The organism is Modestobacter sp. VKM Ac-2977 (assembly GCF_026968045.1).
Lineage (GTDB): Bacteria > Actinomycetota > Actinomycetes > Mycobacteriales > Geodermatophilaceae > Modestobacter.
Genome location: NZ_JAPVBQ010000003.1, coordinates 678,824 through 704,694, shown reverse-complemented (window position 1 = coordinate 704,694; position 25,871 = coordinate 678,824). Strand labels below are relative to the sequence as shown.

Sequence of the window (25,871 nt, the reverse complement as noted above, 5' to 3'; positions counted from 1 at the left end):
CGCCCCGCCGGGCACATTCCGCCGAGCAGCCGCGCGGCACCGGTCAGCCCTGCAGCACCGGTCAGCCCTGCAGCACCGTGTCGGTCGCCGCCACCACCACCAGGACGCCGTCGTCCCCGGGGTCGACGCTGGTCAGCTCCAGCCCGAAGGGCAGCTCCGGCACCGGGTACCGGAAGTCCAGCAGGTCGGCGGCCCGGTCCATCACGAAACCGGGGACGTCGACGCCCGCCGCCGATGCGTCCTCGACGTCGACCACCAGGTCCTGTCCGTCGAGGGTGACGGTGCCCCGGGCGATGACCGGGACCTCGATCCCGGCCAGGTCGACCGTGCGGTCGATCCGCAGCCGGTCGCCCTCCGGGGCCAGCCGGGTGTCGCCGCCGAGCTGCTGGGCGAGCAGCTCGTAGGAGAGCGTCGCCGTCCCGTCGACCTGCTCAACCGGGATCTCCTGGACCGACCCGGAGATCACGTCGGACAACGGCACCTGCACCCCGTACAGCTGCACGTCGGCGCGGGTGCCGGCCGGCTCGCCGAGCTGCTCGGCGGTCAGGCTGATCCGCACCTCGTCGTAGCGACCGGCCACCGCCTGGGTGAGGAACGGGAACCCGGTGATCTCGACCTCCGGCGTACCGGCCAGCCCACCGCGCTCAGCGAGCTGGTCGGCGACCTGCCCCTCGGCGACGGCGACGCCGACCCGGTCGACCAGGAAGAGCAGGCCGAGGGCGAGCAGCAGGACGATCAGCAGTGCCTTCACGCGTCGAGTCTCCCCTGCCGCTCAGCCGGTGCCATAGGAGGCGAGCGCGTAGGCCACCGGGGCGACGGCGGCCAGCGGGAGCACCGCCTGCACCACCGGCAGCGCCCAGCTCCACCCGCCGCGCTCGGCCACGACGTAGGAGGCGCCCAGCGCCGTCAGCGCGGCTGCCCCGCCCAGTGCCGCGCCGTAGATGGCCGCCGACAGGGCGTCGACGAGCGCGTCGCCCTCGCGGTCCAGCAGGGCCACCCCCGTGGCGGCCAGCACGGCGAGGACGACCCCGAGCAGGCCCCGGGGCACGTCCGGGGTGATCTCCGGGCGGGGCAGCACGAGGTCGACGAGGTGACCGACCAGCAGTGCGGCACCGACCACCAGCACCGCCGTCTCCAGCGCCTGCGTCCCGCCTTCCAGCCGGGAGACCCCCAGCAGCACCGCAAGCGCACAGACCGAGCACACCAGCAGGACGACGCCGGCCAGGGAGGCGACGAGGTAGCGGCGGGGTGCCGGGCGGGTCATCTGGTGGACGACGGCGGCCAGGAACCCCAGGCCGAGCACCGCCAGCAGCCAGTCCAGCTGCGGGCGGGCCGGGAGGAGCATCGCCGCGTCGGCCGCGACCGCCGCGGCGCCGCCCAGGGCGAGGGAGCCCACGAAGCCACGGATGCCGGTGGCGACCACCCAGCCGGCGACCAGGCCCAGCTGGAGCAGCGCCACCGAGGCGACCCATCCCGTGTCACCGAGCGCAGCGGGCAACCCGACGGCCACCGCGGCCACCACGACGACCAGGCCGGCCGCCGGCAGGTGGTGGGCGCGCGGGGACAGCTGCGTGTCCGGGGCGGCCTGCGTCACCCCGCGATCCTCGCAGAGAGTGGCCGGACCGCCGAGCGTGCCGGCGTCGTCGTGTCGCCGGCGCGCGACCGGACCGTGCCGCGGGTCACGACTTCGCCGGGACGGCAGGGCACGTCCGCTATCCTGCAGCCTCACCTCGACAGCGCGGTCGACGGCCTGGGTCCGCCCAGTGAAGGAGACGACATGCGACTCGTGCTCATGACCTCGGCCCGTCAGGCCACCACGGAGGTCCTCCCCGCGCTCGGGCTGTTGGCCCACCAGGTGCGCGTCGTGCCCCCCGAGCTGTCCAGTCTGCTCGACGGTGACGCCGGGGACGTCGTCCTGGTAGACGCCCGGCACGACCTCGTCTCCGCCCGGACCCTGTGCTCACTGCTGGCCTCGACGGGCGTCGCCGCCTCGCTGGTCGCAGTGCTGGCCGAGGGGGGCCTCGTCGCGCTGTCGGCCGACTGGGGCGTCGACGACGTCGTGCTCGACACCGCCGGCCCGGCCGAGGTCGACGCCCGGCTCAAGTGGGCCGCCGCCCGCCGGCTGGCCGCCGCGGCCCCCGCCGACGGCGCGGAGGGTGGCGTGACGAAGGCCGGCGAGCTGGTCATCGACGAGCACAGCTACTCGGCAAAGCTCCGCGGCCGCCCACTCGACCTCACGTACAAGGAGTTCGAGCTCCTCAAGTACCTCGCCCAGCATCCGGGCCGGGTCTTCTCCCGCGCCCAGCTGCTGCAGGAGATCTGGGGCTACGACTACTTCGGCGGCACCCGCACCGTCGACGTCCACGTCCGCCGGCTGCGCGCCAAGCTCGGCGCCGAGCACGAGGCGCTGATCGGCACCGTGCGCAACGTCGGCTACAAGCTCGACCAGCAGGTCGCCGACGCGACCGCCGCGGCCAACGTGGCGGCGATCGACACCACCGTCCCGCTCTCCTGAGCCCGGTCCGCTGAACCCGGTGCAGGTCGAGGTCGCCGAGCGGCTCCCCGCCGCCGCCGTGGGCGAGGTGCGGGCCCTGCTCGAGGCCGCGCTGGCAGCCGACGGTGTCCGGCCGGTCTCCGAGGAGTCCGAGCTGCGACTGCAGCACGGCGGCCCGGTCGGTGGCGTCGACCTCACCGTGCGGGACGACGCCGGCACGCTGCTCGGCTACGCCCGACTCGAGCTCCCGCCCGGCGACCCGGAGGCCGAGGCGGAGCTCGTCGTGGCCCCGGCCAGTCGCCGTCGCGGCGTGGGCACCGCCCTGGTCACCCGGGTCGAGGAGCTCGCCGCCGATCGTCCGCTGCGCGTGTGGGCCCACGGTGAGCTGCCCGGTTCGGCAGAGCTCGCCCGCCGCCGCGGCTACGACCGGGCGCGCGTGCTGCTGCAGATGCGCCGGCCACTGGACGGGGTCGACCCCACACCCCGGCCGGCGCTGCCCGACGGGGTGTCCGTCGCGACGTTCCGGCCGGCCACCGACGAGGACGCCTGGCTGCGGGTGAACGCCCGCGCCTTCGCCTCCCACCCGGAGCAGGGCCGGTGGACCCGCGGCGACCTGACCCTGCGCGAGGCCGAGGCCTGGTTCGACCCGGCCGGGTTCTTCCTCGCCTGGCGGGAGACGCCGGGCGGGCAGGAGCTGCTGGGCTTCCACTGGACCAAGGTGCACCCGGCCGGCGACGCCGGCGACGAGCCGATCGGCGAGATCTACGTGCTGGGCATCGACCCGGACGCGCAGGGGATGCGGCTGGGGAGGGCCCTGACCGACGTGGGGCTGGCGCACCTGCGTGCCCGTGGGCTGTCCGCCGTGCTCCTCTACGTCGAGGAGGAGAACACCACCGCCGTCGCGCTCTACGAGCGGAGCGGGTTCACCCGGCACGCCGTCGACGTCTCCTGGCGGCGCGCACCCCGTCGCTGAGCGCCCTCGTGGCCGTGCCGCTGAGCGGCCCGATCCGCCCGTCGGCGCCCCGCCACGCGGCGGTTCACCCGTTGGACGTACAGCGTCTCTCGTTTCGTGGGCCAAGTCTCAGTCCGCGTTCACCCCGCGTTCATCGACGCACCTGGATCCGTCCATCTGGGCTGCTTAGCGTCCTCGTCGTTCGATCTTCCCTGCCCGGCTCCGACGTCCGGGCACACACCAGTCGAAAGGCCACTGAGTTGAAGCTCAGCACCACGACGCGCACCGCGGCCGTGTCCGCAGCGCTCGCCGCCACCCTCGCTCTCGCCGCGTGCGGCGCCTCGAACGAGGAGACCGGTTCGGGCACCGCTTCCGGGGGCGACAGCGGCGAGGAGCTCAGCGGCACCCTCGTCGGCGCCGGCGCCAGCAGCCAGCAGGCGGCCATGCAGGGCTGGACCGCCGGCTACTCCAGCGTCCAGCCCGATGTGACGGTCAACTACGACCCGATCGGCTCCGGCGGTGGCCGTGAGCAGTTCCTGGCCGGCGGCACCGACTTCGCCGGCTCGGACGCCTCGCTCGACGAGGAGGAGCTCGCGCAGGCCGAGGAGCGCTGCGGCGAGTCCGGCATCTTCGAGCTGGCCAACTACATCGCGCCGATCGCCGTGGTCTACAACCTCGAGGGCGTCGACGAGCTGAACCTCTCCCCCGAGGTCCTCGCCGGCATCTTCAACCAGCAGATCACCAACTGGAACGACCCGGCGATCGCGGCGGACAACCCGGACGCCACCCTGCCGGACCTCCCCATCACCCCGGTCAACCGGAGTGACGAGTCCGGCACCACGGAGAACTTCACCGAGTACCTGGTCGCTGCGGCCGGCGACGCCTGGCCGCACGAGGCCAGTGGTGACTGGCCGGTCTCCGGTGGCGAGGCCGCCCAGGGCACCTCGGGCGTGGTCAGCGCCGTCGGGGCCGGCAACGGCAGCATCGGCTACGCCGACCTGAGCCAGGCCGGCGACCTCGGCGTGGCGAACATCGGCGTGGGCGAGGAGTTCGTCGAGCCCACCGCCGAGGCCGCCGCCGCCGTGGTGGAGAACTCGGAGACGCTGGAGGGCCGCGGCGAGTACGACTTCGCCATCGAGCTCGCCCGCGACACCACCGAGTCGGGCAACTACCCGATCGTGCTGATCAGCTACCACGTCGGCTGTGTCGAGTACGAGGACCAGGAGACCGCCGACCTGGTCGCGGACTTCATGAGCTACGTGGTCAGCGAGGAGGGCCAGCAGGCCGCGGCCGAGGCCGCGGGCAGCGCGCCCATCTCGGACAACCTGCGCGAGCAGGCGCAGGGTGCGATCGACGCCATCACGGCTGCCGGCTGATCGAGCCGGTCAGCAGCGCGCTGCGGCGGCCCGGAGTGTCCACCCGGACACCCCGGGCCGCCGTGGTGCATGCCCCACTGCACGCCTCCCAGCATCCAGCGGTACGAGCCCCCCGGAGCGATCGGTGACCTCCACCACCAGCGCACCACCCGCCCAGCAGCCCAAGAGCCGGCCCGGTGACCGCATCTTCGCCGGCACCGCCAAGGGCGCGGGCATCCTCATCCTGGTCATCCTCGCCGGGGTGGCCCTCTTCCTGATCAGCGAGTCGGTCCCGGCGCTGACGGCCTCCCCGGACGAGATCCCCGGTGACGGTGGCCTCGCCTCCTACATCGGGCCGCTGATCTTCGGCACCCTGCTCTCCGCGATGATCGCTCTGCTGGTCGCCACGCCGCTGGCGGTGGCGATCGCGCTGTTCATCACCTTCTACGCGCCGCGCAAGCTGGCCGCCGGGCTGGGCTACGTGGTCGACCTGCTCGCCGCCATCCCGAGCATCGTCTACGGCTTCTGGGGCATCGCCTGGCTCGCTCCCCGGCTGGTGCCCTTCTACCGCTGGCTCGAGGAGAACCTCGGCTTCATCCCGTTCTTCACCGGACCGGTCTCCTCGAGCGGCCGCACCATGCTGACCATCGGCCTGGTGCTCGCGGTGATGATCCTGCCGATCGTCAGCGCCATCTCCCGCGAGGTGTTCAGCCAGGTGCCGACGCTGCACACCGAGGCCGCCCTCGCCCTGGGCGCCACCCGCTGGGAGATGATCAAGATGGCGGTCATCCCCTACGGCAAGTCCGGCATCATCGGCGGTTCGATGCTCGGCCTGGGCCGCGCGCTCGGCGAGACCATGGCCGTGGCGATCATCCTCTCCGGCTCGGCCGCCGGGATCACCTGGGCGCTCATCACCAGCGCCAACCCGCAGACCATCGCGGCCAACATCGCGCTGCAGTTCCCGGAGGAGACCGGTCTGGGTGTCAACACCCTGATCGCCAGTGGCCTGGCGCTGTTCGTGATCACCCTCCTGGTCAACATGCTCGCCCGGTGGGTCGTCAGCCGCCGGGCCGACTTCTCCGGAGCGAACTGATGAGCACCTCCACCCAGCAGTCCAGCGCCGGACCGGCCACCTCGGCGCCGTCCCAGGGCGCTCTGGGCGGCCACGAGAAGCAGGCGCCGTGGGTGCCGTGGGCGGTGTTCGGTGCCGCCGCCGCGGTCGCGCTGGCGATCTCGCTGCTGACCGGCTGGAACATCGTCCTCTTCGTCATCTACACGGTGGTGCTGGGCACGCTGGGCACCTACCTGCTCTCCCGGGTGACCGAGGGCTCGCGCAAGGCAACCGACCGGCTGATCACCTGCCTGGTGGTCAGCGCCTTCGGGATCGCGATGGTGCCGCTGGTCTCGCTGGTCTACGAGGTCGTCCGCCGCGGGGCCGAGCGCTTCGACGCCGAGTTCTTCACCGCGTCCCTGCAGGGCGTCATCGGCCCGGGCGGTGGCGCGTACCACGCGATCATGGGCACGCTGATCATCACGGCGCTCACCACGCTGATCTCGGTGCCGATCGGTCTGATGACCGCGATCTACCTGGTCGAGTACGGCACCGGCCGGCTCAAGCGGTCGATCACCTTCTTCATCGACGTGATGACCGGCATCCCCTCCATCGTCGCCGGCCTCTTCGCCTACGCGCTGTTCGTGCTCATCTTCGGCCCGGGCATCCGGCTGGGGATCATGGGCGCGGTGGCGCTGTCGGTGCTGATGATCCCGGTGGTCGTGCGTTCCGCGGAGGAGGTGCTCAAGCTCGTCCCGAACGAGCTCCGCGAGGCCGCCTACGCCCTCGGCGTGCCCAAGTGGCGCACGATCCTCAAGGTGGTCATCCCGACCGCCATCGCCGGTCTCGCCACGGGCGTCACCCTGGCCATCGCCCGGGTGATCGGCGAGACCGCGCCGCTGCTGATCACGGTGGGCATCACCAACGCCACCAACTTCAACCCGTTCGACGGGCGGATGGCGACCCTCCCGGTCTACGCCTACTACCAGCTGACCCAACCGGGCGTGCCACCGCAGGAAGGGATCGACCGGGCCTGGACAGCCGCCCTGGTGCTCATCATCCTGGTCATGGGCCTCAACGTGGTCGCCCGCCTGATCAGCCGCCTCTTCGCCCCCAAGACAAGTCGCTGACCCGAAACCCGGAGGAACACCACGTGGCCAAGCGCATCGACGTCTCGGACCTGGACATCTACTACGGCAACTTCAAGGCCGTGGAAGGTGTCAACCTCTCCATCGAGCCGCGCAGCATCACCGCCCTGATCGGCCCCTCGGGCTGCGGCAAGTCGACGTTCCTCCGCGCCCTCAACCGGATGCACGAGGTGATCCCCGGCGCGCGCGTCGAGGGGAAGGTCGTCATCGAGGGGCAGGACCTCTACGGCTCCGACGTCGACCCGGTCGACGTCCGCCGGCAGATCGGCATGGTCTTCCAGCGGCCGAACCCGTTCCCGACGATGTCGATCTACGACAACGTCGCGGCGGGCCTGCGGCTGAACGCCAAGAAGACCAGCAAGAGCGACATGGACGACCTGGTCGAGCGCTCGCTCAAGGGCGCGAACCTCTGGAACGAGGTCAAGGACCGGCTGAACCGCCCGGGCTCGGGGCTCTCCGGTGGTCAGCAGCAGCGGCTGTGCATCGCCCGGGCCATCGCCATCCAGCCCGAGGTGCTGCTGATGGACGAGCCCTGCTCGGCCCTCGACCCGATCTCCACGCTGGCCGTGGAGGACCTGATGATGGAGCTCAAGGAGCAGTTCACCATCGTCATCGTCACGCACAACATGCAGCAGGCCGCGCGGGTCAGCGAGACCACCGGCTTCTTCAACCTCAACGGGGTGGGCCAGCCCGGCCGGCTGATCGAGTACAACCCCACCGAGAAGATCTTCAGCAACCCCGACGAGAAGGCCACGGAGGACTACATCTCCGGCCGGTTCGGGTGATGCTCCGCTGAGCGGTGGTACCGCCGCTCAGCTGCAGGATGATGCGGCCTCGGCCCCTGCGACAGCGGGGTCCGGGGCCGCTGTCGTGGGCACCGGGGTGCCGATGTCGACGGGAGCCAGCCCGGTGAACTCCGGCCCGACGACCAGTTGCACCGCCGAGCCGACCAGGGCGGTCTCCACCAGCACGGCGCCGGGCACGGCCGCCGCCACGGTGCGTGCCGGCTCCAGCGCCGCCGGGCCGTACCGGACCACGGTGCGCTGCACGGCGGCCGGCTCGATGCCCCGGGCACCGACCCGGAACCCCGCGGCGGCCAGGCCGTCGGCCACCTCGCCCGTGCGCCCGGCACCGGAACCGTCCAGCACGTCCACGGTCACCCCGGCCGGCGCCACGGAGACCGTCGTCCCCTCGGGCACCGGGTCGCTGGCCGCCGGCTCGGTGAGGGCGGGGTCGGTCGGCGCCGCGTCGGCGACGTCCTCCACGGCCGGGGCGGGCAGCCTGCCTGCGTCGATGACGGAGTCGAACAGCTGCCGGGTCGCGGTCGCGTCGACGACCACCACCGCCTGGTCGCTGCCGCTGGGCACGTGCCCCACCTCGGTGACCGGGAGGCCGGTGCGCTCGATCGCGCTCCCGGACAGCTCACCCAGGGTGGCCCCGAAGGACCGCAGGTCCCCGAGCGTCGTCCCGGCGTCCACGGTGAACGCATCGCCGGCCCGGGAGAGGAAGCGGGTCAGGGTCAGCGGGTCGGCCAGCGTGCTGTCCGCCAGGGCGGAGTCGAGTGCCGAGACCAGCACCCGCTGCTCGCGCTCGGCCACCGCGGCACCGGTGACGTCGGTCCCGGTGGCGGCGGGCTGCAGGTACCCGGTCACCTCTGCGCCGGCCAGCTGGAGTTCACCCGTCCCCGGGCAGACCGGGACCCCGCCGAGCGCCTCGACCATGCCGGGCAGCCGGGCGAGGTCGACGGACACGTAGTGGTCGACCCGCAGGCCGGTCAGCTGCTGCACCGACCGGACCAGGCAGGAGGGCCCGCCGTCGAGCAGTGCGGCGGCGAAGGGCTCGGTCACGGGCTGGCGCAGCTCGCCGTCCGCCGTCCGGCAGACGGGGGTGTCGGTCAGCGCCGTGGGCGGCAGGCTGACCAGGACCGCCTGCTCACCGTCGCCGGAGACGTGTGCGACCACGGGGCTGACCGCAGACAGCCCGCTGCCCCCGGGCACGCCGGTGCCGACCACCAGGTAGGTCGACGAGGTCTCCTGGAGCTGCGGGGCCAGCACCTCCGGGCCGTCGGTGACCAGCGCGTCGACCCGGTCGATCCCACGGTCGACGTAGAAGTAGAGGCCGACGTAGTAGGCGGTCACCAGGCCGAGCAGGGCCACCAGCGCGAGGGCGGCCCGGGTCACCCGACGACGGACCGGGCCGGCCGGTGGACGCGGCGCCGGCAGGTCGGCGACCGTGGCACCCCCGGGGACGACGGGCACGTCCCGACCGGGGATCGGCGGCACCGGCAGGCTGCGGCGTACGCCGGGCACCGGCACCGAGTACTGCGGTGGCGCGGAGGGGGTGACCGACGGCGGGTGCACCGGTCGCGGGGGTGGCGGCGCCACTGCCCGGGATGGCTGTGCCGATGCCGGGGACGGGGACAGGGACGGAGCGGATCCGGGCGACGCCTGGGGGACCGGCCGTGGGGGCACCGGCGCGAGAGGTGGCGCTGCCGAGGGCGTCGCGGTCTGGCTGCGGTCGGCCGGTGGCGCCGAGCCCTGCGGGACGCCGGGGGGACGCGACGACGACCCGACCGGCGCCGAGGCGGGGAACGGGGGACGACGGTCTGCCGACGGCGTGGCCCGCGGCACGGCAGGAGGCGCAGGAGCGCGGGAGCCAGGTGGGGCGACCGGCGGGCGGGCGGGCCGGACAGCCGGCTCCTGGGCCGGCGTGGCGGGCTCCGGGTCCGAGGCCGGTCCGGGCATCGCCGGCTGCCAGCCGGTCGGCAGCACCGGCGGCGAGGGCACGGCGGACGGCTGCGGACCGTCCCGCCACGCACTCCGGGGACCGAGCTCATCGGAGGTCACCGGCCGACCGGGCCGGGCGGGACCGTCACCCCGGGCCGGCCCCGGCTGCCACAGCGGGGTGCCGGCGTCGTCGACCGGCTGCTGACGGCCGGTGGCCTCACCGGCCTCCCGTCGCTCCGCCCGTCGCCGGCGGACCCCCGTGCCCGAGCGGGCGAGCAGCTCGGCGACGGTCAGCGGCGCGGCCGGGCCGCCCGTACCGGGACCACCTGGCTCGCCCCCTGGGACAGAGGGGACGGCGCCGGTCGGTCGGTCGCCGCGCCGGGGACCGTCGTCGGCCCCGTCCCGCGTCGGCTGATCCGCCACCGGCGTCGACATCCCATCGTCGTTGTCCGCAGCCGCTCGCTGCGTGGTCGTCCTGCGCCCCGGGACGGCCGGAGACCGTCGCGAGCGCGACCGCTCCACGATACGGGCGGTGGGCTCCCGGGCCGGCCGGACGCGCGGGCGACGGACGGATCCCGTCGTGCGGAGAGGGCTCTCGACCGGCAGGCTGACCCGGCGGACCGTAGCGTCGGGCCCGTGAAGTTGCCCTTTCCCGGACCGTCGGACGTGCTGAACGCCGCCGAGGGCCTCCGCGACGGCGTCGCCGAGGCCCTCGCCCTGCTGCCCCGGGTGGTGGGGGCCCTCAGCGAGGGTGAACAGCTGCTGAAGCGCGTCGGGGTGCTGGTCGACCGGATGGAACGCATCGCCGACCGGGCCGAGGTGGCGGTCGCCGGCATCGACGTCACCCGCGCCCACGCCGACGAGGCCGTCGCGAGGATCGGGGTGACCAACGACGCCGCCGACGCCGCCGTCGCCCGGATCGGCGTCACCAACGACGCCGCCGACGAGTCCGTCGCACGGATCGGCGTCACCAACGACGCCGCAGACGCCGCGGTGACCCGGATCGGCGTCACGAACGACGCAGCCGACCGGTCCGTCGCACGGATCGGCGTCACCAACGACGCCGCCGACGAGTCCGTCGCACGGATCGGGGTGACCAACGACGCCGCGGACGCCGCCGTCGCCCGGATCGGGGTCACGAACGACGCCGCGGACGCCTCGGTGGCCAGGATCGGCGTGACCAACGACGCCGCCGACCGGTCGGTCGCCCGGATCGGCGTCACCAACGACGCCGCCGACGAGTCCGTCGCCCGGATCAGCCGGTCCACCGATGCCGCCGATGCGCTCCTCACCGCAGTCACGGGCACGGCCGGCGATGCCGACGGCACGCTGGCCCGCGCGGAGGCGCTGCTCGCGGCGATCTCCCCGCTGCTCGACGACTACCGCCCCGCGTTGACCACGCTGGCCCCGGTCCTGACCCGCTTCGCCGAGGAGCTGCACACCGACGAGGTCACCGCGATCATCACCCTGGTCGACCGGCTCCCCGACCTGGTGGTGCACCTCGACGAGGACCTGCTCCCGGTGCTGCTGACGCTGAGCGACGTCGCACCGGACGTGCACACCCTGGTGGAGACCGTGCAGGACATGCGCCAGGTGGTGAAGGGGTTCCCGGGGTCGCGGCTGCTCCGTCGCCGTGGCGCGGAGGAGATCGCCGAGGAGGAGGCGGCCGACGCGGACAGCTCGTCCTGAACGCACCGACCGGCGCCACCCCCAGGGGGCGACGCCGGTCGCTGGTCGGTCGGGTCGGGGCTCAGGTCTCGGTCGGGTAGCCCAGCGCCCGGACGACGTCCCCGATGCGCTCGAAGACCTGGCCCTCCGGCAGCCGGGACAGCTCGCTGGCCACGACGTCCGGCGCCCGGTGATCCCGGGCGGCCTCGACCAGCTCCGGGCCGGTGCTGGGGAAGTCCGCGCGGTCCAGCCAGCGGGACAGCTCCGCCCGGGCCACGACCGCGTCGGCGTCCATGCCCTGCGGGACCCCGCCGACCAAGGTGCCGGCCGGGTCGGAGTCGATGTCGGGCTGGTCCTCCCCGACCGGCTCCACCTCACGCCACTCCTCGGAGCGGGTGGCTCGCTCGGCCTTCATCATCCCCTGGACCTCGTGCTCGAGCTCCTCGTCCAGGCGCGGGTTGTGCTTGGTGCTCCGGCTCCCGGTGAAGCCGCCGTCGGTCTCGCTCACGTTCTCCTCCTCCGTGCGGGCGTCGCCGCGCCGCTCAATCCTTCTCCAGTGCGCTGGGCTTGTGCACGGCGGTGCCCCCGCTCTTCTCGCTCTCGACCTCGTACTGCGGGTCGTCGGGGCTGGCGCGCACCGTTCGCCCGGCAGCCTCGGTGTCCTCGGTGATCTCGCGCTTCACCGTGCCCTCGGCCGTTCCGCCGTGGCTCTTCCAGCTCACGTGGTCGCCCTTCGAGAACTCCTCCGCCATGGCAGGCCCCCTCTCACACCGTCGGTCCGGTGTGCCTGCCCGGGGCGGCACGGGCGCACACATCGGGCGCCGACGCGCGTCGACCGGATCTCCCCACCCGACGGCGGTCACCCGTTCGGGGGGTCTCCGGGCGGGCAGTGGTGCCGGCGGCGGGATCGTCACGTAGCGTGCTCACTCGACGGGACGCACACAGCGTCTTCCCTGATCAGTGCGATCAACTGGTCACGTTGGGTGAGGTTCTCGTCCACGATCGCCGGCCCGGCTGGCCCCATTCCCCCGGGGCCGGCCGGGCCGGCCCCGTTAGGGTCGGTCCTCGTGGCGACCGAGGACGTGGCACCGATCGAGGAACCCGCCCCCACGACAGCCGCGCCCGGCGCCGGGGCGGCCGACCCCGCCGTCCGCCCGGTCGACGTGCTGAGCGTGACCGCCGTGCACGACGTGACGCCCGCGGTCCGCCGGGTCACCCTCACCGCGTCCGCCGCCGTGGTCGCCGCCTGCGGACCCACGATGTCCCTGCTGGTCCCCCGCGCCGACGACCGATCTCCGCGCTGGCCGCAGGTGGCCCGCGACGGCCGCATCGTCTGGCCGCAGGGCAGCCACGGCGTCGCCCTGCGCAGCTACACCGCGCGCCGGCAGGACCCGGACGCCGGTGAGGTCGACGTCGACTTCGTGCTGCACGGCGACGGCCCGGCCGCCTCGTGGGCGGCGGCCGCCACGCCCGGCGCCGTGCTGGGCCTGGCCAGCGCCGCCCCCTTGGGCGTCTCCCCCGCCGGCTGGCTGCTGCTGGCCGGCGACGAGACCGCGCTCCCGGCGATCAGCCGGATCCTGGCCGCGGCCGCTCCGGACACCCGCGGCGTGGCCCTGCTCGAGGTGGCCGGTCCGCAGGAGGAACAACCGCTGACCGCCCCGACCGGCGTCGAGCTGCGCTGGCTGCACCGGACCGGGACGGCGCCGGAGGCGAGCACCCTGCTGGTCGAGGCGGTGGCCGCGCTGCCCCGCCCGCTGGGTGAGGACCTCTTCGCCTGGGTGGGCGCCGAGTCGGCCGTCGTCCGCGCCGTGCGCGCCGACCTGCGGGGCCGCTGGGGGCTGCGCCGGAGCCAGCACCACGCCATCGGCTACTGGCGCGCCGGCCGGGCGATGTCGCCGGCCGGGTGACCCCCGCGCAGTCGGGACACCCAGGCTCCTCACAGGTCGCATCCAGGACAGCCGCAGTCGCCAGCGGCATGCTGGTGCGATGACGACGCCGCCGCAGGGTCCATCGGGGAGGGACGTGTCCACCACCAGCTCCAGCTCACCGACTCCCGGCGCCCAGCGGCCCGAGGCCCGGCTCCTGGTCGTCGACGACGAGCCGAACATCCGTGAACTGCTGTCGGCGAGCCTCCGGTACGCCGGGTTCGAGGTGGCGACGGCGCCGGACGGGCAGCAGGCCCTGTCAGTCGTGGAGCAGTTCCGCCCCGACCTGCTCGTGCTGGACGTGATGATGCCCGGGCTGGACGGCTTCGGCGTCGTCCGCCGGCTGCGTCAGAACGGCTCGCACACCCCCGTGCTCTTCCTGACCGCCCGGGACGCCGGCGAGGACAAGGTGACCGGGCTGACCCTCGGCGGGGACGACTACGTCACCAAGCCGTTCAGCCTCGACGAGGTGCTGGCCCGCATCCGGGCGGTGCTGCGCCGCACCCAGAGCGTGCAGCAGCCCACCGAGGCACCGCGGCTGACCTTCGCCGACATCGAGCTCGACGAGGAGTCACACGAGGTCCTCAAGGCCGGCAAGCTGGTCAGCCTGTCGCCGACGGAGTTCAAGTTGCTCCGCTACCTGATGACCAACGCCGGCCGGGTGCTGTCGAAGGCGCAGATCCTCGACCACGTGTGGAACTACGACTTCAACGGCGAGGCCAACGTGGTCGAGTCCTACATCTCCTACCTGCGTCGCAAGATCGACACCACCGAACCACGGCTGCTGCACACGCTGCGCGGCGTGGGCTATTCGCTGCGCCTGCCCCGCGGCTCGTGACCGCCACCGCCCCGAGAACGCCGGTGGAGCCGGCGACGACCCCGTCATCCGCAGGTGCGCAGGCGGAGCACCCGGTCCGCGGCTCCGCGCCCCGGATCCCGCTGCGGGTCACCCTCGTGGCGCTGATGGTGGCCCTGGTCGCGGCGGCCCTGGCCGCCACCGGCTTCGCCGCGACCTCCCTGCTGCGCGACTACCTGGTCGAGCAGCAGGACACCGAGTTGGCCCGGACGCTGGACCAGCTGGCTTCGCAGCCGTACGTGGTCCCCCGGCTCTGCTCCCCCGGGGAGATGCGGTTCCCGAGCAACCAGTACACCGCCTGCGCCGACCTCGGCGCCGAGGACGACACCGTGTGGGTCGCGACGGGCCCCCGGGACGACGGCGGCCTCCCCGACGTCAGCGGCCTGGACCCGGCGTCGGTCGACGGGACCCAGGTCTTCACCGCCCGCTCGGCGGACGGGCGGACCAGTTGGCGGGTGGGCGCGACCCGGGTGCCCGCCACCCCGTTCAGCGAAGAGGCCGTCCTCCTGGTGGGGCTGGACCTCGCCGAGGACGAGGAGACCCTCGGCCGGCTGGTGCGGATCGAGCTCATCGTCGGCCTGCTGGTCCTCGCGGTGCTCGGGGTCGCCGGCTACCTGGTGGTGCGCAACAGCCTGCGGCCCCTCGTCGAGGTCGAGCACACGGCCCAGGCGATCGCCGCCGGCGACCTGTCCCGGCGCGTGCCCGACGGCGACGACCGGACCGAGGTCGGCCGGCTGTCGCAGGCACTCAACGGCATGCTCGGCCGGATCGAGAGCTCCTTCCGCGCTCAGCAGGCCTCGGAGGAGCACGCCGTCGCCTCCGAGGCCCGGATGCGCCGGTTCGTCGCCGACGCCAGCCACGAGCTGCGCACCCCGCTGACCTCCATCCGCGGCTTCGCCGAGCTGCACCGCCAGGGCGCGGTCCACGGCCCGGAGGACACCGGCCGGCTCATGCAGCGGATCGAGTCCGAGGCGACCCGGATGGGGTTGCTCGTCGAGGACCTGCTGCAGCTGGCCCGGCTGGACCAGCAGCGGCCGCTGGCACTGACGCCCGTCGACCTGGCCGAGCTGGCCGGGGACGCCGTGCACGACGCCCGCGCCGTCGCCCCGGACCGGCCGGTCAGCCTGCAGCTGGACCCCTCGCTCACCGACGTCCCGGTCGTACGGGGCGACGAGGCGCGGTTGCACCAGGTGATCGGGAACCTGGTCACCAACGCGCTGACCCACACCCCCGCCGAGACCCGGGTGACCATCCGGGTGGCCGAGGACCGGGCCGAGCCCGGCTGGCTGGTGCTCGAGGTCGGCGACGAGGGCCCCGGCCTGGCCCAGGCCGATGCCGACCGGGTGTTCGAGCGGTTCTACCGGGCCGACTCCTCCCGCACCCGGGCCGCCGGGGGCACCGGTCTCGGGCTGTCCATCGTCGCCGCGCTGGTCGAGGCGCACGGCGGGCGGGTCGAACTGCGCACCGCCCCCGGCGAGGGCGCCACGTTCGCCGTCCACCTGCCCCGGTCCGGCCCGCCCGCCCCGCCGGCGGACCAGGCGCCCGGCCCTCCTGACCCGGCCGCCGGACCGCCTGGTCCAATCCACGGGTGACGATCGAGGGGACTGCGACCGAGGCCGAACTGCTGGCGGCCGTCACCGACCTGGGCAGCGCCCTGCGCGAGCTGGTCGGCACCGCGGTGACGACGACGGTCCCGGCTGCCGAGCTGCGGTCGGCGGCCGTCGCCGTCCGGCAGGTCACCGCCCGGCTGTCGGCCACCCGACGCAGCCGCGACCAGCTGCCGGCGCTCGACGACCCGGGGCAGGCGCGCCGGGTCTTCAACCCGGTCAGCGGCGTCGGGAACCCGCTGGCCCCGCCCCTGGTCATCCGGCGCGAGGACGACGGCGTCGTCACCGAGGTGGCACTGGGGCTGGCCTACGAGGGCCCGCCGAGCTACGTGCACGGCGGGATCAGCGCGCTGATGATGGACCAGCTGCTCGGCTCCGCGGCGATCGCGGCCGGGCTCTGGGGCATGACGGCGCGGCTGGAGCTGGACTACCGCCGTCCGGTGCCCCTGGAGACGGCGCTGGTGCTGCGGGCGGCGGTCCGGGAGAGCGCCGGCCGCCGGACCACGGTCTCCGGGACGATCGCGCTGGCCGCGGCCCCGGACCAGCCGCTGGTGGAGGCGCGCGGGGTGTTCGTGACGCCCCGGCCGGAGCAGGCCGCTGCCTACTTCTCCGCCATCACCGATGCCTCCGGCCGGTCGACCCCACCCGGCCGCCCCGGGGACGCGGCCGCGGTCGTCGAGCAGCCCGGCGCCACCGGCTGAGCCGACCGGCCGCCGGGCCCGGGGGCGCCATGCCGGACACTGGTGTCGGGAATCCCCATCACGTCGATGCGGTTGCCCCACTGATCGCGTCGCCGGCCGGCGACGTCTGCCGTCGTCCCCGGGAGCTCGACAGCGTGTCCATCGCCGACCACCGGCTCACCCAGCTGCAGACGCTGGAGGCCGAGTCCGTCCACGTGATCCGCGAGGTGGCAGCCGAGTCCGAGCGGCCGGTGCTGCTGTTCTCCGGCGGCAAGGACTCGATCGTCATGCTCGAGCTCGCCCGCAAGGCGTTCGCGCCTGCCCGCATCCCCTTCCCGGTGATGCACGTCGACACCGGGCTGAACTTCCCCGAGGTCCTGGAGTTCCGGGACAAGCGGGTCGCCGAGCTGGGCGTGGAGCTGGTGGTCGCCTCGGTGCCCGACGCCATCGCCGCCGGCACGGTGCGCCAGGAGCCCAACGGGTCGCGCAACCGGATCCAGACCCCGGTGCTGCTGGACGCCGTGGAGCAGCACGGCTTCACCGCCCTCTTCGGCGGCGCACGACGCGACGAGGACAAGGCCCGGGCCAAGGAGCGGATGTTCTCCTTCCGCGACGAGTTCGGCCAGTGGGACCCGAAGAACCAGCGCCCCGAGCTCTGGGACCTCTACAACGGCCGCACCCACCTCGGTGAGTCGATCCGGGTGTTCCCGCTGTCGAACTGGACCGAGCTGGACATCTGGGGGTACGTCCTGCAGGAGGAGATCGCGATCCCGCAGCTGTACCTGGCGCGGGAGCGGGACGTCGTCGACCGCCAGGGGATGCTCTACGCGGTCAACGAGTTCATCACGCCCCGGGACGGCGAGCAGGTGCTGCGCGAGAGCGTCCGGTACCGCACCGTCGGCGATGCGAACCTGACCGCGGCCGTCCGCTCGACGGCCACCAGCATCGAGGAGGTCATCGCCGAGATCGCGGTGACCCGGCTGACTGAGCGCGGCGCCACCCGCGGTGACGACAAGGTCAGCGACGCCGCCATGGAGGACCGCAAGAAGGAGGGCTACTTCTGATGACGGTCCTGATGGCGGCGGGCACGCGCGGCCAACGCGGCCTCCAGCCGCTCGACCTCGGCCTGTTGCCCCTGGGCGCGGGCCCGGCGCAGCGAGCGCCGCATGCGCCGACGGCGGTCGACCAGCACCCGGACGACGACGCCCAGCAGCACCAGCCCGGTCAGCCACCCCACCACCTCGGGCACGCCCGGGCCCAGCGGTGCCCCGAACGCCGCGCCGATCAGACCGCTGGCCCACTCGGTGACCACGTAGCCGACGACGTAACCGAGCAGCACGACCATCAGCGCGGGCACTGCGGCAGCGAAGACGAACACCGTCACCTCTCCGTGGACGTGGGGCCCAGCGTCCGCCTCCGCGGAGCCGTCCGCCAGCGAGACCTCCGACGAGACAGGGAAGAGGCCGCCCGATGACCTCCGCCGAGGCACCCATCGACGTCCACTCCGCCGCCGCCGAGGCGGCCGCGGAGATCGCGCACGCCCGCAAGGACATCCTGCGCATCGCCACCGCCGGCTCCGTCGACGACGGCAAGAGCACGCTGATCGGCCGCCTGCTGTACGACAGCAAGGCCGTGTTCGAGGACCAGTACGCCGCGATCGAGCGGGCCAGCCGGGGCGACTACGTCGACCTGGCGCTGCTCACCGACGGGCTGCGCGCCGAGCGCGAGCAGGGCATCACGATCGACGTCGCCTACCGCTACTTCAGCACCCCGCGGCGCACGTTCATCCTCGCCGACACCCCCGGGCACGTGCAGTACACCCGCAACATGGTCACCGGCGCCTCGACCGCCGACCTGGCGATCGTGCTGGTCGACGCCCGCAAGGGCATGGTCGAGCAGAGCCGCCGGCACGCCTTCCTGGCCTCCCTGCTGCGGGTGCCGCACCTGGTGGTCGCGGTGAACAAGATGGACCTGGTCGACTGGTCGGAGGACGTCTTCGAGGGCATCCGCGACGAGTTCACCGCCTTCGCCACCAAGCTCGAGGTCCCCGACCTGACGGTCGTCCCGATCTCCGCGCTGCAGGGCGACAACGTGGTGACCCGGTCCACGAACATGCCCTGGTACGAGGGCACCTCGCTGCTGCACCACCTGGAGCACGTGCACGTGGCCAGCGACCGGAACCTCGTCGACACCCGGTTCCCGGTCCAGTACGTGGTCCGGCCGCAGTCCGACGCCTTCCACGACTACCGCGGCTACGCCGGCCGGGTGGGCGCCGGCGTGCTGCGCCCCGGCGACGAGGTGCAGGTGCTGCCCAGCGGGCTGACCACCACGATCACCGCGATCGACGGACCGAACGGCCCGGTGGAGGCGGCCTTCCCGCCCATGTCGGTGACCGTGCGGCTGGCCGACGACCTCGACGTCTCCCGCGGCGACATGATCTGCCGCCCGCACAACGCCCCGCAGGTCACCCAGGACCTCGACGCGCTGGTCTGCTGGATGGCCGATGCCCCGTTGACCCCGCGGATGCGGCTGGCCGTCAAGCACACCACCCGCACGGTGCGCGCGATGGTCAAGGAGCTGCAGTACCGGCTGGACGTCAACACGCTGCACCGGGAGACCGACGCGACCGGGCTGGGCCTCAACGACATCGGCCGGGTGCGGCTGCGCACCACCCAGCCGCTGTTCGTCGACGACTACCACCGCAACCGGGTGACCGGCCGCTTCATCCTGATCGACGAGGCGACCAACGCCACCGTCGGTGCCGGGATGCTCACCCCCGCAGGCTGATGGCCGCAGGACCCCGTCCTCACCGGGGCGGGGTCCTGCGGCCATGACCGACGTCGCCGCTCCGGCGGTCCGCTCGCGGGGCGCCGTGCTGCTGCTGGTCGCGGCGATCGTCGCCGTGGCGCTGAACCAGCGACCGGCCGTCGTCGCGGTGGCGCCACTGCTGGGCGCCCTGCGTGCGGACACCGGCCTGAGCAGCGCGCTGGCCGGCCTGCTGACCGCGCTCCCAGTGCTCTGCTTCGGCGCCTTCGCCCCGCTCGCCCCACGGCTGGCCCGCCGGATCGGGCTGGAGACGGCGGTGGCCGCCTCGCTGGTCCTGCTGGCCGGTGGGATCGCGCTGCGGCTGCTGTCCCCGGTCGCGCTCCTGTACGCCGGCAGCCTGGTGGCCGGCGCGGCGATCGCCATCGCGAACGTGCTGATGCCGGCCTACGTCAAACGGGAGTTCACCCGGCCCGGCGCGGTGATGGGCGCCTACTCGGCGTCGCTGAACGTCGGCGCGGCGGCGGCCGCGGGGCTCACCGTGCCGATCGGCGCGGCGCTCGGGGTGGAGTGGCGGGTGGCGCTCGCCTCCTGGCTGGTGCTGGCCCTCGCCGCTCTGGCGCTGTGGCTGCCAGTGGCGGGGGTGCGCGGCACCCGGACGGCGCCGCCGGAGGCCGGCTCGTGGTCGCTGCTGCGGCAGCCGCTGGCCCGGCAGGTGACCGCCTACCTCGGCCTGCAGAGCGTGCAGTTCTACTCCTTCGCCGCCTGGCTGCCCACCCTGCTGGCCGACGCCGGGGTGCCGGTGCGGGAAGCCGGGCTGCTGCTGGCGGCGACCAACGTCACCGGCGCCCTGGGGGCACTGCTGGTGCCGGCCGCGGCCGGTCGGATGCCGACCCAGCGGCCGCTGGTGGCCGGCGTGCTGGCCGCGTACGCCGTCGGGCTGGGCGGGCTGCTGCTCGCCCCGGCCAGCGGCACGTTGGTGTGGGTGGCCGTGTTCGGCGTGGCCCAGGGCGGCGGGTTCGCCCTGGCGCTGACGCTCATCGTGCTGCGCAGCCCGAGCCCGCTGGTGGCCGCCCGGCTGGGCGGCGTGGCCCAGTGCCTGGGGTACCTGGTCGCCTCGACCGGGCCGGTGGCGCTGGGGGCACTGCACGACGCCACGACCGGGTGGACCTGGCCCCTGTTGCTGCTGATCGCGTTGCTGGCCCCGATGGTCTGGGCCGGCTGGGGTGCCGCGCGTGACGCCGTCCTGGACCCCGGAGGGGCGAGGACGGCGTCACGGCCGGACTAGGCCGTCGGGTCGGTCGCGGCGTCCGGCTGCGGGGCGTCCGAGGCCTCGCCGTTCCAGTCCCTGCCGGCCTCGTCGGCGTTCTCGGAGGCGCTGTCGGTCTGCCCGGCGACGGTCTCCACCATCTCCTCGTCGGACAGGCCCTGTCCGGCGGGCTCGGTGTGGCTGGTCGGCTCACTCATGCGACGACTCCTTCGTCTGACGGTCGCGGTCCCCCGGACCGTCCCCGTCCCGCCGGGGCGGCAAACCAGCGCCGGTCAGGGCTCGGTGGGCTCCCCCACGCCGGCGGGCGACAGCTCGAACCACACGCGCTTGCCGCCGCGGTGCTCCTCGCACCCCCAGCGGTCCGCGATGGCAGCGACCAGCTGCATCCCCCGGCCCCGCTCGGCGGTGTGCGACATCTCCCGGACCACCGGCAGCACCGCGGAGCCGTCCAGCACCCCGACCCGCAGCCAGGCCCCGGCCAGGTTGAGCTCCAGCGTCAGCACGTCACCACCGGCGTGGTCCACGACGTTGGCCACCAGCTCGGTGACCAGCAGCTCCGCGTCCTCCGGGTCCTGCGGTGCGCGCCAGGTGCGCAACACGTCACGGACGAGACGCCGGGCCAGCGGGACGCTGCTCGCCCGGGGCGGCAGGTCGATGCTCGCGGTGAAGGAGGACACGGGTCTCCTCTCGGCAGGCAGAGCTTCCGGTTGTCCGCAACCGGCAGGTGCACCACCATTCCATCGACCACGTCGAAGCGCAATGCCCATTGCATGTCATGGTCATTGCATGAAAGAACTGTTCAGTCCAGTAGTGTGCAACTGAACCGACGGACCGAAACGGCTCGGACCAAGTGCCAGAGGGGTGAGGGGCGTGACCGACACCGGCGGACCGCTCGAGGACGACGCCACCCGCGCCCTGCGCACCCTTCTCACCGAGCTGGACGCCTGCACCGCCCAGCTGGAGCAGGCGAAGGCGCGGGCCGAGGCCCTGCTCGCTGCCCGGGCGTCCGGCCTGCCCTGGCAGGACGTCGTCGGCTCTGAGGCGCGCCCGCTGATCGTGGAGCGGATCAGCACCGTGCTCGGCGCCCTCTCCACCGCCGGGCACGCCTGGCGGCGGGAGCAGGCCGCCGCCCTGCAGGCCGAGGACGTGAGCATCAACCGGATCGCCGCGATGTTCGGAGTGACCCGCCAACGGATCTCCGCCCTGCTCCGCGAGGCCAACGACCCCGCCTGACCCTCACGGCCCCACGGGCCGTTCGGCCCCGCTGCAGGGTCCCGCGCCGAGCCTGCGAGGCGTGGGGGGCAGCGGGGTCCTTCGTCAGGCGCTGATCGCGTCGATCGCCTTGTAGACCCGCTGCTCGGAGATCGGCCGAGGGGTGCCGACGGTCTGGGCGAACAGGCCGACCCGCAGCTCCTCGATCATCCAGCGCACCCGGGTGACCGGGTCGTCCGGCGCCCCGGTCGGCGGCGCCGCCGCACGCAGCTGCGCGTACTCGGCCGTCACCGCGGCGACCTGGGCGGTCCACAGCTCGTCGCGGGCGGCGTTCGCCGGCAGCTTCTCCAGCCGGTGGGCCATGGCCGTCAGGTACCGCACGAGGTCCGGCAGCCGGCGTCGGCCGGCGGTGGCGACGAACCCGCGGTGCAGCAGCCCGCCCATCTGGGCGCGCAGGTCGGCGATCGCCGCCTCCGGCACCCGGCGTCCGGGCGCGGCACCGACGGCGATGGCGACCTCGCGGGCCTGGGTCAGCACCGCCTCCACCCGGCGGACGGCGTCGGAGGTCAGCGGCAGCAGCTGCTCCCGCGCCGAGGCGACCAGCGCGGTGAACGCCGCCTCGGTGCGCGGCGGACCGCCGCCCGCGGCGATGAGTTCGTCGGCCGCCGCGTCCACACAGTCGGCCACCAGGTCAGGGATCTCGCCGTCCGGGTTGAACTGCAGCGCGAGCCGGCTGCGCGGGCCCAGCCCCTTGACCACCTGCTTGACCGGTGCCCCGGCGACCAGCACCAACAGCCGCCGCGCGCCGCGCCAGCCCAGCCGGGTCGCCTCCGCCTGGGTGGCCACCACCCGGACGCCGACCGTCGCGCCCTCGTCGACCAGTGCCGGGTACGCGGTGACCACGTGGCCGCCGCGCTGCACCTCCACGGTCGCCGGCAGGTCCCCGAAGGTCCAGCTGGTCTGACCGGTGCGCTCGTAGGTGGACGCCGCCCGCGCCAGGCTGGCCCGGGCGTGCGGTGCCACCTCGGCGCGCAGCGCGGTCAGGTCCTTGCCCTGGGCAAGCGGACGCTGTTGGTCGTCGAGCACCCGGAAGGTCGCCCGCAGGTGGGCGGGCACCTCGGCCGGCTGCCAGGCGTCGGGCGGGATGACGACCGAGGTGGCCCGGCGCAGCTCGCGCTCCAGCGCCGGCAGCAGCGGCTCGGTGGGGTCGATGGCCGGCAGCACCTCGCGCACCCGGTCGGGGATCGGCACGAGGCCGCGGCGCAGCTGCTTGGGCAGGGAGCGCAGCAGCTCGGTGACCAGCTCGGCCCGCTGCCCGGGCACGGTGAACGCCAACGACTCCCCGGAGGTCGCAGCCAGCGTGTCCAGCACGCCCAGCGGGACGTCGACGGTGACGCCGTCCTCGGCCGCTCCCGGGGCGAACGCGTAGGACAGCGGCAGCGTCAGCCCCTGGGTCAGCCGCACCTCGTCCGGGTAGTCCTCGGCCTGCACCTGCCCGGCAGCCGCGGCGTTGGTGAGCATCTCCGGGGTGAAGCTCAGCAGGTCCGGCTGGGCCCGCCGGGCCTCCTTCCACCAGCGGTCGAAGTGCCGGGTGGAGACGACGTCGGCGGGCACCCGGGCGTCGTAGAGCTCGAACACCGTCTCGTCGTCCACCCGGATGTCGCGGCGACGGGCCCGCTCCTCCAGCTCGGCGACCCGCTCGATCGCGGCCTGGTTCGCCGCCCAGAACGTGTGGTGCGTCGTCCACTCGCCGTCGACCAGGGCGTGCCGGATGAACAGCTCGCGGGAGACGACCGGGTCGATCGAGCCGTACTGCACCCGCCGGCCCACCACCAGCGGCAGGCCGTAGAGGGTGACCCGCTCGGTGGCCACGACCGAGCCGCGCTTGGCGTCCCACCGCGGCTCGCTGTACTGCCGGTTCACCAGGTGGTCGGCCAGCCGCTCGACCACCTCGGGCTCCACCCGGGCCACGGTGCGGGCGAAGAGCCGGCTGGTCTCGACCAGCTCCGCGGCGACCACCCAGCGCGGCGGCTTCTTGGCCAGCGGGGTGCCCGGGGCGATCACGAACCGGGTGTTGCGGGTGCCCAGGTACTCCCGGCCGGGCCGGCCGGGCTTGCCGCTGCGGTCCTTGACCGGCTCGGCCTGCATGCCGACCTGGGAGAGCAGCCCGGCCAGCAGTGACGCGGTGACGCCCCGCTCGTCCGGCGCCGGGGCCAGCGAGCCGGTGGTCATGCCCAGCCGGCGGGCGGTGCTGCGCAGCTGACCGTGCAGGTCCTGCCACTCCCGGATCCGCAGGTAGTGCAGGAACTCCTTCTTCACGGTCCGCCGGAACTGGTTGCCCGACAGCTCCTCGGCCCGCTCCGCCAGGTAGCTCCACAGGTTCAGCAGGGCGAGGAAGTCGGAGTTCTCGTCGGCGAACCGCTTGTGCAGCTCGTCGGCGGCCTGCTGGTGCTCGGCCGGGCGCTCCCGCACGTCCTGCACGGTGAGGCCGGCGGCGATGACCAGCACCTCCTCCAGCACGCCGCGCCGGTCGGCCTCCACGACCATCCGGGCGATCCGGGGGTCCAGCGGCAGGGCAGCCAGCGCCCGCCCGGTCTCGGTGAGCTTGCCGTCGCCGTCCAGCGCGGCGAGCTCCGTCAGCAGGGCGAGGCCGTCGGCGACCGCCCGGCGGTCCGGCGGGTCGATGAACGGGAAGTCGGCGACGTCGCCCAGGTCGAGCGAGGCCATCTGCAGCAGCACCGAGGCCAGGTTGGTGCGCAGGATCTCCGGGTCGGTGTACTCCGGCCGGGCGTCGAAGTCGTCCTCGGTGTAGAGCCGGATCGCGATGCCCTCGCTGGTGCGCCCGCACCGGCCGGAGCGCTGCCGGGCCGAGGCCTGGCTGACCGGCTCGATCGGCAGCCGCTGCACCTTCGTGCGATGGCTGTACCGGGAGATGCGCGCGGTGCCCGGGTCGACGACGTACTTGATGCCGGGCACCGTCAGTGACGTCTCGGCGACGTTGGTGGCCAGCACGATCCGGCGGCCGGTGTGCGCCTGGAAGACCTTGTGCTGGTCGGCGGCCGACAGCCGGGAGTAGAGCGGCAGGACGTCGATGGGCGTGCCGTTGCGCTCCGTCGTCCCGCCCAGGGCCTCGGCGGTGTCCCGGATCTCCCGCTCGCCGGCCAGGAAGACCAGCACGTCGCCCGGCCCCTCGGCGACCAGCTCGGCGCAGGCGTCGACGATCGCCGAGACCTGGTCCCGGTCCGGGTCGGCCTCGGGCTCGTCGGGGTCGATCACCGGCCGGTAGCGGACCTCGACCGGGTAGGTGCGCCCGCTGACCTCGACCACCGGCACCTGTGCGCCGTCCCCCTCCCCACCACCAGAATGGCCATCTTGGTGGGAGTGGCCGGAGAAGTGCTTGGCGATCCGGTCGACGTCGATGGTCGCCGAGGTGATGACCAGCTTCAGGTCCGGACGGCGAGGGAGCAGCCGGGCCAGGTAGCCCAGCAGGAAGTCGATGTTGAGGCTCCGCTCGTGGGCCTCGTCGATGATGATCGTGTCGTACTGGCGCAGCATCCGGTCGCGCTGCACCTCGGCCAGCAGGACGCCGTCGGTCATCAGCTTGACCAGCGTCTTGTCGCCGACCTCGTCGGTGAACCGGACCTTCCAGCCGACGGTCTCGCCCAGCGGGGAGCCGATCTCCTCGGCGATCCGCTCGGCCACCGTGCGGGCGGCCAGCCGCCGCGGCTGGGTGTGCCCGATCCGGCCGCGCACCCCGCGGCCCAGCTCGAGCAGGATCTTCGGCAGCTGGGTGGTCTTGCCCGAGCCGGTCTCGCCGGCCACCACGACCACCTGGGAATCGCGCAGCGCGGCGGCGATGTCCTCGCGGCGCTGGCTGACCGGCAGCTCCTCCGGGTAGCTGACCACCGGGACGGCGGCGCGACGGCGGGCGATGCGCTCCTCGGCGGCGGCGACGTCCGCGGCGATCTGCTCGTGCTGGCGGGCGCGGGCGGCCGCGTCCTTGGTGCGCCGGGTGCCGTCGAGCCGTCGGCGGAGCCGGTGCTCGTCGGCGAGGGTGAGTGCGGACAGCCGGGACCGGAGGTCGTCGTGCGGGGTGGTCACGGGGTGCTCGCAGTTCCTTGGAGAGAGGGGACGACCACCCAGGGTCTCACCTCCCCGGCCACG

24 protein-coding genes are annotated in these 25,871 nt (G+C 74.0%); 15 read left to right on the top strand and 9 right to left on the bottom strand.

The window, feature by feature from the left end; all coding sequences use genetic code 11:
• Positions 1–61 precede the first annotated feature (61 nt).
• Both O2V63_RS16225 and O2V63_RS16220 read right to left on the bottom strand, forming a co-directional pair.
• Positions 62–751 carry an LmeA family phospholipid-binding protein gene (locus tag O2V63_RS16225; protein ID WP_269168586.1) on the bottom strand — a complete coding sequence of 230 codons (690 nt, stop codon included), beginning with the start codon at positions 749–751 and terminating at the stop codon, positions 62–64.
• Between the two features lie 21 nt (positions 752–772).
• A complete protein-coding gene (locus O2V63_RS16220; protein WP_269168585.1) occupies positions 773–1,594 on the bottom strand; it encodes a hypothetical protein in 822 nt (273 codons plus the stop codon).
• A gap of 183 nt (positions 1,595–1,777) precedes the next feature.
• Between O2V63_RS16220 and O2V63_RS16215 the strand changes: the two genes are divergently transcribed.
• The 6 genes from O2V63_RS16215 (at position 1,778) to pstB (ending at position 7,785) form a co-directional block, all read left to right on the top strand.
• Complete coding sequence (locus tag O2V63_RS16215) at positions 1,778–2,515, top strand: winged helix-turn-helix transcriptional regulator (RefSeq protein ID WP_269168584.1); 738 nt, start codon at positions 1,778–1,780, stop codon at positions 2,513–2,515.
• 19 nt (positions 2,516–2,534) lie between these two features.
• A complete protein-coding gene (gene mshD, locus O2V63_RS16210) occupies positions 2,535–3,467 on the top strand; it encodes a mycothiol synthase (protein ID WP_269168583.1) in 933 nt (310 codons plus the stop codon).
• Positions 3,468–3,739: 272 nt separating this feature from the next.
• On the top strand, positions 3,740–4,822 hold the full coding sequence (gene pstS / locus O2V63_RS16205; protein WP_269168582.1) for a phosphate ABC transporter substrate-binding protein PstS: 1,083 nt from the start codon (positions 3,740–3,742) through the stop codon (positions 4,820–4,822).
• Between the two features lie 124 nt (positions 4,823–4,946).
• On the top strand, positions 4,947–5,894 hold the full coding sequence (pstC, locus tag O2V63_RS16200; protein WP_269168581.1) for a phosphate ABC transporter permease subunit PstC: 948 nt from the start codon (positions 4,947–4,949) through the stop codon (positions 5,892–5,894).
• The gene (pstA, locus tag O2V63_RS16195) at positions 5,894–6,982 is read left to right on the top strand and encodes a phosphate ABC transporter permease PstA (RefSeq protein WP_269168580.1); all 1,089 of its coding nucleotides are present in this window, start codon (positions 5,894–5,896) and stop codon (positions 6,980–6,982) included. Before pstC ends, pstA begins: the two co-directional genes overlap by 1 nt.
• A gap of 23 nt (positions 6,983–7,005) precedes the next feature.
• Complete coding sequence (gene pstB / locus O2V63_RS16190) at positions 7,006–7,785, top strand: phosphate ABC transporter ATP-binding protein PstB (protein WP_269159027.1); 780 nt, start codon at positions 7,006–7,008, stop codon at positions 7,783–7,785.
• Between the two features lie 27 nt (positions 7,786–7,812).
• On the opposite strand, the gene O2V63_RS16185 is transcribed toward pstB, so the two are convergent.
• Positions 7,813–9,360 (bottom strand): LCP family protein, encoded by a 1,548-nt coding sequence (locus O2V63_RS16185; protein ID WP_269168579.1) that lies wholly within the window; start codon positions 9,358–9,360, stop codon positions 7,813–7,815.
• A 1,002-nt stretch (positions 9,361–10,362) separates the two neighbouring features.
• Between O2V63_RS16185 and O2V63_RS16180 the strand changes: the two genes are divergently transcribed.
• Positions 10,363–11,415 carry a hypothetical protein gene (locus O2V63_RS16180; protein WP_269168578.1) on the top strand — a complete coding sequence of 351 codons (1,053 nt, stop codon included), beginning with the start codon at positions 10,363–10,365 and terminating at the stop codon, positions 11,413–11,415.
• 61 nt (positions 11,416–11,476) lie between these two features.
• On the opposite strand, the gene O2V63_RS16175 is transcribed toward O2V63_RS16180, so the two are convergent.
• On the bottom strand, positions 11,477–11,902 hold the full coding sequence (locus O2V63_RS16175; protein ID WP_269168577.1) for a DUF2795 domain-containing protein: 426 nt from the start codon (positions 11,900–11,902) through the stop codon (positions 11,477–11,479).
• Positions 11,903–11,936: 34 nt separating this feature from the next.
• Positions 11,937–12,146: a DUF2945 domain-containing protein gene (locus O2V63_RS16170; RefSeq protein WP_052090735.1), complete on the bottom strand. Its 210-nt coding sequence runs from the start codon at positions 12,144–12,146 to the stop codon at positions 11,937–11,939.
• A 315-nt stretch (positions 12,147–12,461) separates the two neighbouring features.
• On the opposite strand from O2V63_RS16170, the gene O2V63_RS16165 reads away from it, so the two are divergent.
• The 5 genes from O2V63_RS16165 to cysD all read left to right on the top strand — a co-directional run bounded on the left by O2V63_RS16165 (position 12,462) and on the right by cysD (position 17,526).
• On the top strand, positions 12,462–13,301 hold the full coding sequence (locus O2V63_RS16165; protein ID WP_269168576.1) for a siderophore-interacting protein: 840 nt from the start codon (positions 12,462–12,464) through the stop codon (positions 13,299–13,301).
• Between the two features lie 115 nt (positions 13,302–13,416).
• Positions 13,417–14,157, top strand: coding sequence for a response regulator transcription factor (locus tag O2V63_RS16160; protein ID WP_269168575.1), 741 nt, complete (start codon positions 13,417–13,419; stop codon positions 14,155–14,157).
• Complete coding sequence (locus O2V63_RS16155; protein WP_269168574.1) at positions 14,154–15,767, top strand: sensor histidine kinase; 1,614 nt, start codon at positions 14,154–14,156, stop codon at positions 15,765–15,767. The genes O2V63_RS16160 and O2V63_RS16155 overlap by 4 nt, the downstream gene beginning before the upstream one ends.
• A complete protein-coding gene (locus O2V63_RS16150) occupies positions 15,764–16,483 on the top strand; it encodes a PaaI family thioesterase (protein WP_269168573.1) in 720 nt (239 codons plus the stop codon). Before O2V63_RS16155 ends, O2V63_RS16150 begins: the two co-directional genes overlap by 4 nt.
• Before the next feature lie 134 nt (positions 16,484–16,617).
• Positions 16,618–17,526: a sulfate adenylyltransferase subunit CysD gene (cysD, locus tag O2V63_RS16145; protein WP_269168572.1), complete on the top strand. Its 909-nt coding sequence runs from the start codon at positions 16,618–16,620 to the stop codon at positions 17,524–17,526.
• Here the strand turns inward: cysD and O2V63_RS16140 are convergent.
• Complete coding sequence (locus O2V63_RS16140) at positions 17,517–17,846, bottom strand: hypothetical protein (protein ID WP_269168571.1); 330 nt, start codon at positions 17,844–17,846, stop codon at positions 17,517–17,519. The genes cysD and O2V63_RS16140 overlap by 10 nt on opposite strands.
• 86 nt (positions 17,847–17,932) lie before the next feature.
• On the opposite strand from O2V63_RS16140, the gene O2V63_RS16135 reads away from it, so the two are divergent.
• Both O2V63_RS16135 and O2V63_RS16130 read left to right on the top strand, forming a co-directional pair.
• Positions 17,933–19,249 (top strand): sulfate adenylyltransferase subunit 1, encoded by a 1,317-nt coding sequence (locus tag O2V63_RS16135; RefSeq protein ID WP_269168570.1) that lies wholly within the window; start codon positions 17,933–17,935, stop codon positions 19,247–19,249.
• Between the two features lie 43 nt (positions 19,250–19,292).
• Positions 19,293–20,513, top strand: coding sequence for an MFS transporter (locus O2V63_RS16130; RefSeq protein ID WP_269168569.1), 1,221 nt, complete (start codon positions 19,293–19,295; stop codon positions 20,511–20,513).
• Here O2V63_RS16130 and O2V63_RS16125 read toward each other — a convergent pair.
• Together O2V63_RS16125 and O2V63_RS16120 are read right to left on the bottom strand one after the other, a co-directional pair.
• On the bottom strand, positions 20,510–20,692 hold the full coding sequence (locus tag O2V63_RS16125; protein ID WP_269168568.1) for a hypothetical protein: 183 nt from the start codon (positions 20,690–20,692) through the stop codon (positions 20,510–20,512). The two genes, O2V63_RS16130 and O2V63_RS16125, sit on opposite strands and share 4 nt — an antisense overlap.
• A 75-nt stretch (positions 20,693–20,767) precedes the next feature.
• Positions 20,768–21,172: an ATP-binding protein gene (locus O2V63_RS16120; protein ID WP_269168567.1), complete on the bottom strand. Its 405-nt coding sequence runs from the start codon at positions 21,170–21,172 to the stop codon at positions 20,768–20,770.
• Positions 21,173–21,365: 193 nt separating this feature from the next.
• Between O2V63_RS16120 and O2V63_RS16115 the strand changes: the two genes are divergently transcribed.
• The gene (locus O2V63_RS16115; RefSeq protein WP_269168566.1) at positions 21,366–21,728 is read left to right on the top strand and encodes a hypothetical protein; all 363 of its coding nucleotides are present in this window, start codon (positions 21,366–21,368) and stop codon (positions 21,726–21,728) included.
• Positions 21,729–21,812: 84 nt separating this feature from the next.
• Here O2V63_RS16115 and hrpA read toward each other — a convergent pair whose 3' ends face one another.
• A complete protein-coding gene (gene hrpA, locus O2V63_RS16110; protein ID WP_269168565.1) occupies positions 21,813–25,808 on the bottom strand; it encodes an ATP-dependent RNA helicase HrpA in 3,996 nt (1,331 codons plus the stop codon).
• Positions 25,809–25,871 lie beyond the last annotated feature (63 nt).

Coding starts and splice junctions, on each gene's coding strand:
- O2V63_RS16215 (WP_269168584.1), top strand. CDS start 1,778: ATGCGACTCGTGCTCATGACCTCGGCCCGTCAGGCCACCACGGAGGTC.
- pstA (WP_269168580.1), top strand. CDS start 5,894: ATGAGCACCTCCACCCAGCAGTCCAGCGCCGGACCGGCCACCTCGGCG.
- O2V63_RS16170 (WP_052090735.1), bottom strand. CDS start 12,146: ATGGCGGAGGAGTTCTCGAAGGGCGACCACGTGAGCTGGAAGAGCCAC.
- O2V63_RS16135 (WP_269168570.1), top strand. CDS start 17,933: ATGACCTCCGCCGAGGCACCCATCGACGTCCACTCCGCCGCCGCCGAG.
- O2V63_RS16130 (WP_269168569.1), top strand. CDS start 19,293: ATGACCGACGTCGCCGCTCCGGCGGTCCGCTCGCGGGGCGCCGTGCTG.
- O2V63_RS16125 (WP_269168568.1), bottom strand. CDS start 20,692: ATGAGTGAGCCGACCAGCCACACCGAGCCCGCCGGACAGGGCCTGTCC.